This window comes from Streptomyces ortus (genome assembly GCF_026341275.1).
In the GTDB taxonomy this organism is placed as follows: domain Bacteria; phylum Actinomycetota; class Actinomycetes; order Streptomycetales; family Streptomycetaceae; genus Streptomyces; species Streptomyces ortus.
Genome location: NZ_JAIFZO010000002.1, coordinates 2,765,625 through 2,780,738 on the forward strand (window position 1 = coordinate 2,765,625; position 15,114 = coordinate 2,780,738).

Annotated in this window: 13 protein-coding genes; 5 read left to right on the forward strand and 8 right to left on the reverse strand. The window is 70.0% G+C overall.

Annotation, left to right across the window (positions count from 1 at the left end; translation table 11 throughout):
• Positions 1–20: 20 nt before the first annotated feature.
• From K3769_RS15440 to K3769_RS15465, 6 genes are all read right to left on the reverse strand, one after another.
• Positions 21–638 carry a hypothetical protein gene (locus tag K3769_RS15440; RefSeq protein WP_267027006.1) on the reverse strand — a complete coding sequence of 206 codons (618 nt, stop codon included), beginning with the start codon at positions 636–638 and terminating at the stop codon, positions 21–23.
• Positions 625–2,169 carry a vWA domain-containing protein gene (locus K3769_RS15445; RefSeq protein ID WP_372515150.1) on the reverse strand — a complete coding sequence of 515 codons (1,545 nt, stop codon included), beginning with the start codon at positions 2,167–2,169 and terminating at the stop codon, positions 625–627. Before K3769_RS15445 ends, K3769_RS15440 begins: the two co-directional genes overlap by 14 nt.
• A 29-nt stretch (positions 2,170–2,198) precedes the next feature.
• Positions 2,199–3,410, reverse strand: coding sequence for a toxic anion resistance protein (locus tag K3769_RS15450; protein WP_267027008.1), 1,212 nt, complete (start codon positions 3,408–3,410; stop codon positions 2,199–2,201).
• 13 nt (positions 3,411–3,423) lie between these two features.
• The gene (locus tag K3769_RS15455) at positions 3,424–4,563 is read right to left on the reverse strand and encodes a substrate-binding domain-containing protein (protein ID WP_267027009.1); all 1,140 of its coding nucleotides are present in this window, start codon (positions 4,561–4,563) and stop codon (positions 3,424–3,426) included.
• Between the two features lie 365 nt (positions 4,564–4,928).
• Positions 4,929–5,372: an SCO4983 family protein gene (locus K3769_RS15460; protein ID WP_267027010.1), complete on the reverse strand. Its 444-nt coding sequence runs from the start codon at positions 5,370–5,372 to the stop codon at positions 4,929–4,931.
• A gap of 109 nt (positions 5,373–5,481) precedes the next feature.
• Complete coding sequence (locus K3769_RS15465; protein ID WP_267027011.1) at positions 5,482–6,693, reverse strand: pyridoxal phosphate-dependent aminotransferase; 1,212 nt, start codon at positions 6,691–6,693, stop codon at positions 5,482–5,484.
• Between the two features lie 365 nt (positions 6,694–7,058).
• Between K3769_RS15465 and K3769_RS15470 the strand changes: the two genes are divergently transcribed.
• Positions 7,059–7,901, forward strand: coding sequence for a S1 family peptidase (locus K3769_RS15470; RefSeq protein ID WP_267027012.1), 843 nt, complete (start codon positions 7,059–7,061; stop codon positions 7,899–7,901).
• Positions 7,902–7,949: 48 nt separating this feature from the next.
• On the opposite strand, the gene K3769_RS15475 is transcribed toward K3769_RS15470, so the two are convergent.
• Both K3769_RS15475 and K3769_RS15480 read right to left on the reverse strand, forming a co-directional pair.
• A complete protein-coding gene (locus K3769_RS15475; protein WP_267027013.1) occupies positions 7,950–9,584 on the reverse strand; it encodes an N-acyl-D-amino-acid deacylase family protein in 1,635 nt (544 codons plus the stop codon).
• A gap of 9 nt (positions 9,585–9,593) precedes the next feature.
• Positions 9,594–10,886, reverse strand: a complete 1,293-nt coding sequence (locus K3769_RS15480) for an amino acid deaminase (protein WP_267027014.1) — start codon at positions 10,884–10,886, stop codon at positions 9,594–9,596.
• A gap of 222 nt (positions 10,887–11,108) precedes the next feature.
• Here K3769_RS15480 and K3769_RS15485 point away from each other — a divergent pair, with 222 nt between their 5' ends.
• From K3769_RS15485 to K3769_RS15500, 4 genes are read left to right on the forward strand one after another with little or no spacing between them, the layout of a single operon-like run.
• Positions 11,109–12,224 (forward strand): sugar kinase, encoded by a 1,116-nt coding sequence (locus K3769_RS15485; RefSeq protein ID WP_372515151.1) that lies wholly within the window; start codon positions 11,109–11,111, stop codon positions 12,222–12,224.
• Positions 12,221–12,979, forward strand: a complete 759-nt coding sequence (locus K3769_RS15490) for an IclR family transcriptional regulator (protein ID WP_267027016.1) — start codon at positions 12,221–12,223, stop codon at positions 12,977–12,979. The genes K3769_RS15485 and K3769_RS15490 overlap by 4 nt, the downstream gene beginning before the upstream one ends.
• The gene (locus tag K3769_RS15495; RefSeq protein WP_267027017.1) at positions 12,976–13,389 is read left to right on the forward strand and encodes a RidA family protein; all 414 of its coding nucleotides are present in this window, start codon (positions 12,976–12,978) and stop codon (positions 13,387–13,389) included. The genes K3769_RS15490 and K3769_RS15495 overlap by 4 nt, the downstream gene beginning before the upstream one ends.
• Before the next feature lie 57 nt (positions 13,390–13,446).
• Positions 13,447–15,084, forward strand: a complete 1,638-nt coding sequence (locus K3769_RS15500) for a GntP family permease (protein ID WP_267027018.1) — start codon at positions 13,447–13,449, stop codon at positions 15,082–15,084.
• Positions 15,085–15,114: the final 30 nt, after the last annotated feature.

Below are 15,114 nucleotides of genomic sequence, written 5' to 3' on the forward strand. Positions count from 1 at the left end.
ACTCTCCGCAGGGCCCCGGCCTACGCCCGGTCCTCCAGATAGCGGGTGTGGGACTCCTGACGCCGGGCCTCCGTCTCGCGCAGCCCGGCGGCCAGGGCTTCCGCCTCCTCGTGCAGCAGCGCGAGCTGCCGCTCAAGATGCCGCTCGGGCGCCTCCGTACCGGGCGCCAACCGCGTCCACCACCGCGTCCGTACGAACGTGTCGACGGCCTCCGGCACATCCGTCCGCACGGCCCGGGACAGCGCGTGCACCCCCTCCGGGTCCCGCGCGAGGACCTCGGCGACCCACCCGGGATCGAGCAGCGCGGCCAACAGCTCGGTCAGCTCGGTCAGCCGCCCGGCGGCGGCGGGCGGCAGCTCGACACCGGCGAGGTAGGCCCGCAACGCCCCGAAGTCGGCACGTATACCGTCCAACTGCGCGGACGGATCCGGGAAGTCCGGCAGCGGCGGCCGTTCCGGCGGGGCGATCAGCGCGCCCGCGCCGTACAACCCCACGACGACGACGGGCCAGTACACCCCCGCGACTCCCGCGAAGGTCAGCCCGAGCCCGACGATCCCGCAGGCGCTCCCCGCGAGATTCTTACGGGACTCCAGAAACCCGAGAAGCCCGCCGGCCCTGCCACGCTCACTGGTATCCACGGATCTCCTTGAAGGCGCCGTCCAGCGAGCCCCGCCGCGCGTCGAAGAGACGGCCGCCGGTCAGCTCGGCGATGTGTTCCAGCTCGCCGCGGTCGGAGTCGCCGAACAGGATCGGGAAGACGGGAATCCGCCGCTCGTCCGCGGACAGCCGCCCGTAGAACCGGTCGAACTCCGCAGGCCCGGCGCCCGTCGTGTTCTCCCCGTCCGTCATCAGCACGACCGACGTGAACGTGTCGGTGTCGGCCTCCAACTGCTCGTAGGCCTTCCGCAACGACGTGTAGATCGCGGTGTCACCCGCCGCGCTGAGCGCCCGTGTGTCACGGCGGATCGCGTCGAGCCCCGAGCGCGGATCCTCGGGCCGCACCACATGCGTGCGTACGCTCTTGACGGCCGAGCCGAACGGCATCAGCGTCACCTCCTCGCGCTCGCGGAAGTCGCCGGTGAGATCGGTGAGCGCCTTCTTCAGCCGCCCGAGCCGCCCGTCCTCACCCATCGAGCCCGAGGTGTCGAGCACGTACACGGTCCGCGAGGGCCGTCGCAGCTTGTTCTCGTACGAGTCGAGGAGCCCGTCGGCGACGGAACGGCTGCCCGGGAACGGCAGTTCGCGCCGCCGGGTGGTGTCGAGCCCCGCCGCGGGCGGCACGGAGGGCACGACGGGCCGGCGCAGCGTCCGCTCGGTGATCAGCCGCTGGGCCGCCGGGGTACGCAAGGCCTCGGTGAGCCGTCCGACGTCCTCACGGACCTCCCGGCTCGTGGACGCCAGGGAGGAGAGCGGATAGTCGGCGGTGACGACGCCGTCCCGCGGCCGGATCACCGTCAGATCCCTCCGCGACTCCAGCACCGACTCGTAGTTGAGCAGCGCGTCGACGTCACCGCGCCGGTCGTACGCCTCGGCCAGCCAGCCCGACGACCCCGACGTCAGCCTCTGCCCCTTGAAGAACTCCGTCAGCCGGGGTGTCGCCTCCCTCACGTCGTCATCCGTCAGCGCGGACTGGGCGTGCGAGAGACCCGAGGCCACGGATACGAGGGTGGAGAACCCCGAGTGGGAACGGGAGGGGTCGGTCATGCCGTAGGTCAGCCCGTCGTCGCGCACGGCCTTCTCGATATCGGCCCAGGTGACGTCCTCGGGCTCCCACCCCAGCCTCCGTACGGTGGCGTCCTTCACCCCGACGGCCAGCGGGCTGGACATCACCGGGGTCTGGGACACGACCTGCCGCGCGGCGGCGGGGTCGAGGCGGAGGTAGTCGTTGCTGGACAGCCAGACGGCGTCGTAGGCGCCCGCCGCCTTCCCCTTCGCCAGCAATTCGACGGCGTCGAGGGTGCCGATGTAGGTGGGGCGGACCTTGATGCCGGTGTCCTTGTGGACCTGGTCGAGAACGGGGCGCATGTCGGACAGCTCGCTGGAGGCGAGGATGCGGAGGATGCCGGGCGCGGGCTTGTTCTCCGGAGCACCCGTCCCCTCCACGGCAGACGTACATCCGGCGGTCGCCAGTACCAGCGCGACGGTTACTGCGGCCCGGCGGGTGGGCACGGACCGGGGCGGACGGTTTGCAGGACGGTTCACGTGAGACCTCCCTCCAGGGCGCCCTGGGCGCGGCTCCGCTCCAAGTACGCGGTGGCGTGCTGGAGTTCGGAGGTCAGGGACTCCACCGTCGCCGCCATCGTCTCCGTGGCCCGGGCCTTGTACGTGTCGATGGTGTCAAGGGTCTGGTAGATCTGTTGGAAGGCCGAGCGCAGCGTCTCCGCCCCCACGGCCGGGTCGGCGGCGATGCGCTGGATCTCGCCGCTCTGGGTAGCGAGCATCTCGGCGTTGCCGCGGATGAGGTCCTCCGTCGTGCCGCGCAGCGCGTCGACCTGCTCGACGACCTTGCGCTGGTTGTCGAGTGCGGAGGCGAGCATGACCGAGATGCGCAGCGCGGAGACCGTGGTGGTGGCCGCGCGGTCGACGCCCTTGATCAGCTCCTCGTTGTTGCGGCGTACGACGTCCATCGCCAGGTATCCCTGCGCGCACACGGCGAGCTGGGTGAGCAGGTCCTGGTGCTTCTGCCGTACGGGGAAGAGGACGTCGGCGCGCAACGTGTCCGCCTGGGCCGGATCCCGCGCCTCCACCCCACTGATGTGCTCTTCGACCGCAGAGTCCAGCGCCTCGGTCAGGACGACGTACTCCTGGAGCTTGCCCATCGAGTCCCAGAGGCGGACGCGTTCGGTCTGCAGGGCGGCGTTGTCGCGCCGCAGTTCGTCCTGGCCGCCGCGCAACGAGCCCACGATCTTGTTCAGCGTGCCCTGCGCGGAGGCGTATGCGGCCACGTGGTCGCGGACCTTGTTGCCGCCCGGCAGCCGGGACAGCAGCTTGCGGGCTCTGCCGCCGGGCAGGTCGCGCGGGTCCAGGTCCTCCACGGTGCGCCGCAGTTCGACCAGCGAGGACGAGACCCGGGACCGGGCGTCCTCGCCGTTCGCGGGCAGGGCGCGGATCGTGCGCTCCAGCATGCGGTTCGACTGGGCGGCGGCCCCGCGTATCTCCCCGGAGCCGAGCGCCACGATCTCACCGATCTTCCCGGCGAACGCGGGGGAGCGGGCGTCGAGCACGGCCAGCCCCTCGACGTACTCGGCGGCCTTGCGCGCCATGTCCGTACGGACGGACTCGTCGACCGGCACGAGCCCGCCGGCCTTCTCCTTCGGCACGGCCGCGACGGCTTCGGGAGGCGTAAGAGTAAAGAGGTAGTCGTTGCCGTTCTCGTGGCGCTTCTCGTCGGACTTCTCATTGCTGCTCATGTGCTGTTCCCCGCTAGTCCTGGTCCCGGGCCCGACGTGCCATCTCGTGCAGCACCTTGGAGGCGGGCACGGGCACCTGCCGGACGCCGGTCAGCGTCTGGTTGAGGTAGGTGGTGTGGGCGTCGGTGGCCGCCGTGAACTCGTCGGCCGCGCCCTGGGGGCGGAACCCGTGCCGCACCGCGAGCCTGCGCAACTCCTTGTCGGTGCCCAGCAGTTCACCGAGGGCACGGCCCTCCGCCGTGAGGGGGACGACCGTGTGGTCGCTGTTGGCGGTGGTGTCCGGATAGAGAACGACCAGATCGTCGTCGCCCTTCTCGCCGCCACCCTGGTCACCGGCAAGGAGGGCGGCGACCTGGGACTCGTACACCAGGACCAGCGGGTTGCCGACGCCGCTGACGAAGTCGCGGAAGGCGGCGTCCGTGCTGGTCTGCTGGGAGCCCTGGACGCTGATCAGCTTGCGCATCAGGGGTGCGGTGCGGTCGACGGCGGCGGTGCCGTCGGCGACCCGGCCGCCGTCCGCGACGTAGGAGGCGGCGGCGAGGTATAGCGCGCCTGAGTTCGAACTGGTGGGGTCGGTGGTGGAGATGAAGAGCGTGCCGGTCAGTTCGCCGTGGTCCTGGGTCCCCTTGAGCTGCTGCCAGGTCCGGTTGCCCTGGGCGGCCTTGAGGTAGGCCTTCATGCTGAGGGTGCCGTTGCCTGTGTCGTCGCCCCCTTCCTCGCCCCCTCCCTCGCCCCCGCCCTTGTCACCGAGGACCGCGAGTCCGTTGTCCGCCAGCACCTCGGCGGCGGTGCGGTGCGCCACGACCACGAGGGGCGAGTAGAAGGGGCGGGGGAGGGGCTGCCGTACGTGGTACTTCGAGGCCAGTTCCGCGGCGGGCGCCTGGCTGGAGGGGAATGCGAAGTCGTACCCCTTGAGGTCGAGTCCCTCCATGGCCCAGGACCCGGAGGTCTCCGTCTCCACGGTGTAGCCCCTGGCAGCCAGGGCCTTCACCACATCCGGGTCGGCGAAGAACTCCGCCTTCTCCGACCCGATCACTCCCTGCACGGTCTTCGTTGCCGTGCTGCTGTCCTGGTCTTCGCGGCCCGCTACGACGGCTGCTGCCACTCCGCCGATCAGGAATACCGCCAGGACGATGGCGATGATTCGTCTCACATCCGGAGCGTGCTCCCGGAATCCGACGTTCCCCGCCGCATCGCATGAACAGGGGGTGACGACCGCATCCCAGTACGCAACCGGACCCTTTCCTTCCTTTCCGGGGCCGGCCCCCGAACCCCCGCGTCCTCAAACGCCGGACGGGCTGAAGGGTGGCGGGGCGCAGCCCGTTCTTTAGGGGCGCGGGGAACTGCGCGGTCAGCCCCGGGCGGGTCGTACGTAGGAGGTGGTGGAGGCTGTGTGGGGGCGCGAAGAAGGGCCGCACCCTTGAGGGGCGGCCCTTCCACGTGCATGGCACCCGGTCCGCGCGTCGCTGCGGGTGCGCGCGGACCGGGGCCGACCAGGGGAGGGCGTGAGCCCTCGGCTCAGCGTGGGGTGAGCGCCGGCTCCGCAGTGGCAGCGGCCACGGCCGCCGCATGCACATCCATACGCTCGGCGGCGAGGATCGCCCCCGCCGTATCGGCCCGCGACGCGGCGACGACAAGCGCGCGCCCCGCCAGCGCGTGCGCCCGCTGATGCAACCCGACGGACAGCGTCCCCAGCCCCTCACCGTCGGCGGACGCGACAGCCGCACGAACGGGCGGGCGCCCCCCGCGCAACCGCGTCACCTGCTCGGCCAGCCGCTCCGCGGCGGCTTCGAGCTCGGCGGACGCGGACGGTTCGAGCCCGCGGAGCTCGTCCGTGACCGCGAGCAGTGCCGCGAAATGACCGGCGAGCTGGATGTCCAGCTCCTCCTCGCGCGACCGATGGGGAAAGTCGGCGGTGCCGGCCATCGTGTGGACCGACTTGGTGCGGATCGGTTCGTACATGGGAGATGGCCTCCTGTGCTCTGACAGGAAGCCATCCTAGCTTGGATTTCGTCTAAAGTTGAGCAGACTCCTAAGATGAAGCCGCGCCACCACACACAGTGACCAGGCGTCAGCGCTGCCCGTACCCCTCCAGGAAGTTCCCGATCCGGGTCACCGCGTCCGTCAGGTCCCTCGCGGTCGGCAGGGTGACGACCCGGAAGTGGTCGGGTTCCGGCCAGTTGAAGCCCGTCCCCTGCACGACCATGATCTTCTCGGAGCGCAACAGGTCCAGGACCATCCGCCGGTCGTCCTTGATCTTGTAGACCTTCGGATCGAGACGCGGGAAGAGGTAGAGCGCGCCCTTGGGCTTCACGCAGGTCACGCCCGGGATCTGGGTCAGCAGCCGGTGCGCCACGTCCCGCTGCTCGCGCAGCCGCCCGCCCGGCAGGACGAGGTCGTTGATGGTCTGCCGGCCACTCAGTGCGGCGACCACACCGTGCTGACCGGGCATGTTCGCGCAGAGCCGCATGTTGGCGAGGATCGTCAGCCCCTCGATGTACGAGTCGGCGTGCGCCCGCGGCCCGGAGATCGCCATCCAGCCCACCCGGTACCCGGCCACGCGGTACGCCTTCGACATCCCGTTGAAGGTGAGGGTGAGCAGGTCGGGGGCGACCTTGGCGGTCGGGGTGTGCACGGCCTCGTCGTAGAGGATCTTGTCGTAGATCTCGTCCGAGCAGACCAGCAGGTTGTGGCGGCGGGCGATGTCGGTGAGCCCGCGCAGCATCGCCTCGTCGTAGACCGCGCCCGTCGGGTTGTTCGGGTTGATGATCACGATCGCCTTGGTGCGGTCGGTGACCTTCCGCTCCACGTCGGCGAGATCGGGCATCCAGTCGGACTGCTCGTCACAGCGGTAGTGCACGGCGGTGCCGCCGGAGAGGGAGACCGCGGCGGTCCACAGGGGGTAGTCCGGCGCCGGTACGAGGACCTCGTCGCCGTCGTCCAGCAGGCCCTGCATCGCCATCACGATCAGCTCGGACACGCCGTTGCCGATGAAGACGTGCTCGACGTCCGTCTCTATGCCGAGGGTCTGGTTGTGCATGACCACGGCGCGGCGGGCCGCGAGGAGGCCTTTCGCGTCTCCGTAGCCGTGCGCCGACGACACGTTGCGGAGGATGTCCTCCAGGATCTCCGGCGGGCACTCGAAGCCGAACGCCGCGGGGTTTCCGGTGTTCAGCTTGAGGATGCGGTGGCCGGCTGCTTCCAGCCGCATCGCCTCCTCAAGGACCGGGCCCCGGATCTCGTAACAGACGTTGGCGAGCTTGGTCGACTGGATCACCTGCATGTTCGTGAGCTTACGGGCGGGTAGGGGTTGTCGCGCCGTCTTTCCGCCACGTGAGACATCCGTCTCGGGGCGGGTCCCCTGTCTGGGGGTGCGTCATATGGGCGCGGGTGGGAAGAGCACCCGCGCAGTTCCCCGCGCCCCTGACGGGGCCCCTCCAGGAGCGCGGGGAACTGCGCGGCCGGCCCCGGCCGAGCCGCACATCTGCGAGCCCCGGCACCACCGGCACCGAAGTCGCCACCGCCGCCCCCTCGCGGCTGGAAATGGGGCCTTGTCGGGGTGGGGGTGGGCCCTCAGAATGCGCATGACAAAAACGGGAAGTGGCCGGAAGACCTCCGGCCGCTCACGTCACACGAGGGGACCCCCACATGAAAAAGCCTCTCCTTGCCGCGCTCGGCGCCCTGATGATCACGGGGACGGGCCTGGCAGCGCCGGCGGTGGCCGCCACAGAAACGAAGACCGCCCCCACGGCCATCCAGGCCGTCACCTTCGCCGGCACCGTATCGCTCAGCAACTGCTCCGGCTCCGTCGTGCGCTTCCCCGACTCCGAGGACGACGACCCGGCGCTGGTGATGTCGAACGGCCACTGCCTGGAGACCGGTTTCCCCGCGGCCGGCGAGGTCATCGTCAACCGGGCCTCCACCCGCACCTTCGGCCTGCTGAACTCCGCCGGAACCCGCGTCGCGACCCTGCGCGCCAGCAAGATCACGTACGCCACCATGACCGACACGGACGTCTCGCTCTACCAGCTCACCACCACCTACGGGGCGATCAAGTCCTCGTACGGCATCAGCCCGCTGACCCTCAACGACACGCACCCGGTCGCCGGCACCGCGATCACCGTCGTCTCCGGCTACTGGAAGCGCACGTACGCCTGCAACGTCGACGGCTTCGCCTACCGCCTCAAGGAGGGCGCCTGGACCTGGAAGGACTCGGTCCGCTACACCTCCGCCTGCCAGACCATCGGCGGCACCTCGGGCTCACCCGTGGTCGACAACGCCACCGGCAACGTCGTAGCCGTCAACAACACCGGCAACGAGGACGGCGGACGCTGCACCGACAACAACCCGTGCGAGGTGGACGCGAACGGCACCGTCACCGTTCGCGAGGGCATCAACTACGCCCAGGAGACCTACCAGATACCCGCCTGCTTCGGCCTCGACAGCAAGCTGGACCTGAACGCGACCGGCTGCACCCTCCCCAAGCCGTAACAAGCCGTAACAAGCCGTAACAGCTCTGACAGGCCAGGTGGCGGGCGGTCAGCCGGTGGTCCGGCGGACCGCCCGTCCCGCCAGCGCACCCGTCCGCCGCCCGTCCTCCACCACGAACCGGCCGTCGATCAGGACATGCGGGATGCCGACCGGCAGCGTACGAGGCGCGTCGAAGGTCGAACCCGCGGCAACGGTCTGCGGATCGAAGAGCACCAGATCCGCCCGGTACCCCTCCCGCACCAGCCCACGGTCGGCGAGCCGCAGCCGCGCCGCCGGCCGCGACGTCAGATGGGCGACGCACTCCTCAAGGCTCAGGACACCCAACTCGCGCACGTACCGCCCGAGGTACTGCGGGAAGGTGCCGTACGCCCGCGGATGCGGCTTGTCACCCCGCAGAATGCCGTCCGAGCCACCGGTGTGCACGCGATGCCGCATGATCGCCCGCACGTTCTCCTCATGCCCCACGTGCTGCAGGATCGTCGACCCGAGACCGTCGTCGAGCAACAACCGACGCGCCGTCGTCCACGGCGCCTCGCCGCGCGCGTCCGCCGACTCCTGAACCGTCCGCCCCACATAGGCCCCGAGCGCCGGATCGGCGACACCCGAAATCTCAATCGTGTCCCATTCGATGGGCACGCCGTGGCACCCGTCCGACCCCACCACCTCCATGTGGTGCCGAATCCGCTCGGCCGCCCCACCCTCCCCCTCATCCCTCAGCCGGGCCATGGTGGCCTCAGGCCCGCCCTCACTCGCCCAACTGGGCAGCATCGCCACAAGAGTCGTACACCCAGGCGTATACGGATACGTATCAAGACTGATGTCGGCCCCGCCGGCGAGCGCGGCGTCCAACAACGCGAGCAGGTCCGGCGCCTTTCCCTTGTTGACGCCGAAATTCATGGTGGCGTGCGCGAGATGAAGTGAGCACCCGGCCTCACGCGTCAGCTCCACCATCTCCCGGTACGCGTCCAGGGCGCCGGCGCCGTACGACCGATGATGCGGGCAGTAGTAGCCGCCGTACTCGGCGACGACCCGGCACAGCTCGGTCAGCTCGGCGTCCTTGGCGTACATACCGGGGGTGTACGTGAGCCCGGACGACATGCCGACCGCGCCCTCCCGCATCCCGTCGGCGACCAACTGCCGCATCCGCCGCAGTTCTTCGGGCGTCGCCTCCCGGTCGTCCCACCCGACGGCGAGCATCCGCACAGCGCCCTGGGGGATCAGATAGGCGGCGTTGACGGCGATCCCCTCACCCCCGAACCCGTGATCCAGACGATCCAGGTACTCACCCACGGACCGCCAGCTGAAGTCGATGTCGTCCCCGCTCCCGTTCCAGCCGGTGATCGCGCGGCGTACCTCGGCGAGCGTGCGGTCGTCCACGGGGGCGTACGACAGCCCGTCCTGCCCGATGACCTCCAGCGTGACCCCCTGGGCCACCTTGGCGCTGTGGTCGGGATCGCGCAGCAGGGCGAGGTCGCTGTGGGCATGCATGTCGATGAACCCCGGAGCCAGGACGAGCCCTTCGGCATCCAGCACCCGCCGGGCAACGGGCCGCAGACACCCGGCGGCAGCGGCCTCCTGCACCACGGTCGTGATCCGGCCGCCCTCGATCCCCACGTCGGCCCGGAAGGACGGACCCCCGCTGCCGTCGACGACGTCCACGTCACGGATGACGAGATCGAGCATGGCGAGCTCCTAGAAATAGGTGCGGACGTAGTCGACGACGGTGCCGTCCTGCTCCACCACGGGGATCAGCTGCCACTTGTCGAAAGACGTGCAGGGATGCGAGAGCCCCATCCCCACCCAGTCGCCGACCTCCAGCACGGCGCCCGCGTCGGTCCGGATCCATGCGTGCTGGTCGGACAGAGAGACGACAGTGACGCCATCGGCCGACCGCTCACCACCCTCCCCTTCCCCCCGCACGACCTGCACGACGGGCAGATCCAGGTCGTAGGCGGCATCGCGCTTGCCGGCGTTGGCGAAGGCCTGTTCGGGCGAGGGCCGGGAGACGACCTGGGCCCAGAGCCGGAAGGCGGGCTGCAGAGCACCTTCCTCAGGCACCCGGACGAACGGCGTCACTTCCCGGTAGTGCCCGTCGTCGTGCGAGACGTAGGCGCCCGAGCGCAGCAACTTCAGGGCGGGCAGCGACAGTTCGGGCAACTCGGCGAACACATCGGCCACCGCGTCGAACCAGGCACTGCCCCCCGCGCTCACCACGATCCCGTCCAGCCCCGCCCCCGCGAACCGCCCCGCCCTGTCGAAGTCCACGGCCAGCGCGGTGAGCCGCCGCAACCAGGCCCGCACCCGCTCAGGGTCGGCGTCCGGCACCTCACCCTCGTACCCGGCGACCCCGACCAACCGAAGCGTCTCGACCCCGGCCACGGCGTCGGCGACGACCGCGCACTCGGCCTCGGTCCGCACCCCGGTCCGAGCACCCTGACCCGCCGCAAGCTCGACGACGACATCCACCGGCCGCGAGGAGAGACCCCGCAGCGCGGCGTCCATCAGTTCAACGCCCCGCACGGAGTCGACGTAACAGACAAACCGAAACGACGGATCGGCGGCCAGCTGACCGCTGATCCAAGCAAGCGCAGCAGCATCGACCAGCTCATTGGCGAGGAAGACCCGCTGGACGCCGAAGGCGCGGGCCACCCGCACCTGATGCGGGACGGCAAGAGTGATCCCCCAGGCCCCATGGTCGATCTGCCGCCGGAAAAGCTGAGGAGCCATGGACGTCTTGCCGTGCGGAGCGAAGACAAGACCATGACGCTCCGCATAGGTCTCCATGAGCCGCAGATTGTGCTCAAGCCGCTCGGCGGACAGGGAGAGCAGCGGCGTCGTGAACCCGCCCTCGAACAGATTGCGGCGCTGGGCGGCCAGCTCGCCGACGGTCAGCCCCTCGGCATCGGGCGGCAGGCCCTTGAACCGGTGATCGACCCGCTCATCGGCGAGCGCGGCAAGAAGTTCCACACCAGAGTCGGCGGCCATAGGCCAAGCCTCCCTCATCAAGGCCATTGCATTCTCTGCAACGACCATTGCGTATCACGCTTACTGCTGTCTAACATCTCGGCCAACGCCGGGTCAACGGAGCCGCCCGGACCCACGGCAGAGACAGGAGCCCCCACCACCGTGACCCGCACCGGACCGCCCGAACGCGACGACGCCCAGCGCCCTCCGGCCGCAGTGGAGGTCGTCACCCTCGGCGAGTCCATGGTCACGTTCCTGCCCTCACGCCCGGGCCGCCTCGCCGACGTACCGTCCTTCGAGCGCGCGATCGGCGGCGCGGAATCCAACGTGGCGTGCGTACTGGCAGCCGCGGGCCACACCACGCGATGGGTCAGCAGGGTCGGCGCGGACGGCTTCGGCGACCACCTCCTGGAGACGATCGCGTCCTACGGCGTGGACACCTCCGCCGTACAACGCGACCCCTCCCGCCCCACAGGCATCTACTTCCGCACGGCCGGCGACAGATCCACCGACGCCCACGAGGTGGCGTACTACCGCACGGGCTCGGCGGCCTCGGCGATGTCGCCCGCCACCATCGACGTCCAGGCCCTCCAAGTGGCGAACATCCTCCACCTCACCGGCATCACGGCAGCCCTCTCCACCACCTGCCTGAACCTCATGAAATCCCTCACGGCGCCCCACCCCCGCCCCTTGATCTCCTTCGACGTGAACTACCGCGAGACTCTCTGGCCGAACACCACCGCGGCGGGCGACACCCTCCTCACCCTGGCCCGCAACGCGGACCTGGTCTTCGTGGGCGAGGACGAGGCAGAGGAGGCCTGGGGCATCACGGGAGGCCCGACAGCCATCCGCGAGGCGCTCCCGGAACCCGAACTCCTGGTGATCAAGAACGGCAGCCGCGGCGCCACGGTCTTCGTGAGGGGGCGTGCCGGGGGGTGTTCGCCCGCAGGCGCCGGTGCGTCGACCGCCCTCGCCTCCCAAGCCCCCGATTCCGCACCGGACCGAGGACGGACACCCCCCGGCGCGCCCCCGCCCCACCCACTCCGCGAGGGCGACACCGTGACAACAGCACCCGCCCTCACCGTGGACGTAGTCGCCCCAGTGGGAGCAGGCGACGCCTTCGCCGCCGGCTTCCTCTCGGCGACCCTCCGCGGCCTCCCCCCAAAACACCGCCTCCGCCACGGCCACCTCATGGCCGCAGCAGCCCTCACCACCCCCGGCGACCTGGCCGCACCCCCCTCCCGCGCCCACGCCGACCGCCTCGCCGCCCTGGACGACACCGCGTGGGGGAGACTTCGACTCGGCCCCGGCTGGACGAACACCGCAGACCGGGCCCAGGAGGAGGTACCGACCCCATGAGCCAGACAGTCGACCGAGCGCTGAGCATCCTGCCGCTGCTCGCCGAGGGCCCCGCCGACCTAGGACAGGTCGCAGACCGCCTGGACGTCCACAAGTCCACCGCCCTGCGCCTCCTGCGCACCCTCCACGAACACGGCCTGGTCTACCGCCAGTCCGACCAGCGCTACCGCCTGGGCGCCCGCCTCTTCGCGCTCGCCCAGGAAGCCGTGGAGAACCTCGACGTCCGCGAGATCGCCCACCCCCACCTCGTACGCCTCAACGAGAATATCGGCCACACGGTCCACCTCGCCGTGCACGAGGACAACGAGGTGCTGTACATCGACAAGGTCGACAGCCGCTACCCGGTCCGCATGTACTCCCGCATCGGCAAACCCGTAGCCATCACCGTCGCAGCCGTAGCCAAGCTCCTCCTCGCCGACCTCCCCGACCCCGAGCGCCGCGCCCTCGCGGACAAGCTCGACTACCCCATGTACACGGCCCGTTCGACTCCCAGCGCCCCCGCCTTCCTGCGGGAACTGGACAAGGTCAAAGAACAGGGCTGGGCCACCGACCTCGGAGGCCACGAGGAGTCCATCAACTGCGTGGCCGCCCCCATCCGCGGCACCGACGGACGCGTAGTCGCAGCGATGTCCGTCTCCGCCCCGAACGTGGTGGTCACCGCGGACGAACTCCTCACACTGCTCCCCCTGGTACGCCGCACCGCGGAGACCATCAGCGCCGAATACTCAGGCAAGGATCCGAAGGAAAGCTCATGACGGACAAGACCGCCCTCACCCCGAAGACCCACACCACCCCGCCGGCCAAGTTCTCGCACGGCGTCAGGAAGGGGAACATCCTCCAGGTCGCGGGCCAGGTCGGCTTCCTGCCCGCCGTCGAGGGCCAGCCGCCGACGCCCGCGGGGCCGACCCTGCGCGAGCAGACGCTGCAGACGCTCGCCAACGTCAAGGCCATTCTCGAAGAGGGCGGCGCCTCCTGGGACGACGCGATGATGATCCGCGTCTACCTCACGGACGTGGACCACTTCGCCGAGATGAACGCGATCTACAACGCGTACTTCGAGGAGCAGAACCTCACCGCACCCCCGGCGGCCCGCACCACGGTGTACGTGGGCCTCCCCGCAGGCCTCCTGATCGAAATCGACGCCTTGGCGGTACTGACGGCGTAGGGCCTTCTCTCCCCTCATAACCCCGCACGACGTACGGCGATACCCCTGCCCAAATTCATGCCCCACCCCCGCCCCGCCCTCCGCCCCGCCCTCCGCCCCACACCCTGCCCCGAAGAAGAGGCCCACCCGCTGACACCGCTCCTCGCAGCAGCCCCACCAGCCCCGGAAACCCCACCCCACACAGGAGGCCTGCTCCTCCTCCTCGACGGCACGGCAGGACTCCTGACCGTCGCGGCCCTCGGCATCGTCCTTCTGCTGGTCCTGATCATCAAGGTCAGACTCCAGCCGTTCGTAGCGCTGCTGGCGGTCTCCATAGCCGTAGGCCTCTCCGCGGGCCTCTCGGTCACGGAACTCTTCGGCACGGTCCAGAGATCCACGTCCGTCTCGATGATCGAGTCGGGCATGGGCGGCATCCTCGGCCACGTGGCGATCATCATCGGCCTCGGCACGATGCTGGGCGCGATCCTGGAGGTGTCGGGCGGAGCCGAGGCGCTCTCCACCCGCCTCCTGAACCTCTTCGGCGAGAAGCGAGCCCCGCTCGCCATGGGCCTGACCGGCCTGATCTTCGGTATCCCGGTCTTCTTCGACGTGGGCATCTTCGTCCTGGCGCCGATCGTCTACGCCGCCGCGAAGCGCTCGGGCAAGTCGATCCTGCTCTACTGCATGCCGCTGCTCGCGGGCCTGTCGATGACGCACGCGTTCCTGCCCCCGCACCCGGGCCCGGTGGCAGCCGCCGGCCTCTTCAAGGTGGACCTCGGCTGGGTCATCCTGATGGGCATCGTCGTAGGCATCCCGGCCGTCCTCGCGGCCTGGGCGTACGCGGCCTGGATCGGCAAGCGCCTCTTCGTCCCCGTACCGCAGGACATGCTGGAGGCGGCGGACGAAGCGAAGGCCGCGGTGGCCGAGGAACGCGCGGCACGCCGGGCGGCGGCCCGCTCCACGACAACCGCCGACACCACGGGTACGCACAAGGGCGGCCCCGCCACCGTCGCGACGACCCCGCACGCCGAGGACTACGCGGAAGAGCCGGTCCCCCTCCCCACGGTCTTCCTGATCATCGGCACACCCCTGCTGCTGATCCTGGCCGCGACGTTCTCCTCGATCGCGCTCGACCCCTCGACCTTCCGCTCGGTCATCGAGTTCTTCGGCCACCCCTTCGTGGCGCTGACGATCGCGCTGCTGATGGCGTACTACCTGCTGGGCATCAAGCGGGGCTGGTCCCGCAAGTCCCTGGAGACGGTGTCGACCTCATCCCTCAAGCCGGTCGGCAACATCCTGCTGGTGGTGGGAGCGGGCGGTGTCTTCGGCGCGGTGCTCAAGGGCTCCGGCATCGCGGACGCGCTCGCGGACACCTTCAACGACGTGGGCCTGCCGGTCATCGTGCTGGCCTACCTGATCTCGGTCGTCCTGCGCGTGGCCCAGGGCTCGGCGACGGTGGCCATCGTCACCACGGCGGGCATCGTGGTCCCGCTGGTCGAGGGCCAGGACCTCTCCCAGGCACACCTGGCCCTGGTCATCATGGCGATCTCGGCCGGTTCGATCTTCGCCTCGCACGTCAACGACGGCGGCTTCTGGATCGTCGCCAAGTACTTCGGCATCTCCGAGCGGGACACCCTCAAGTCGTGGACGGTCCTGGAGACGGTGCTGTCGGTGGCGGGCTTCGTGATGGCGGCGGCACTGAGCGTCTTCATATAACGATGTAGCGGGACGAACCGGAGCCCGACT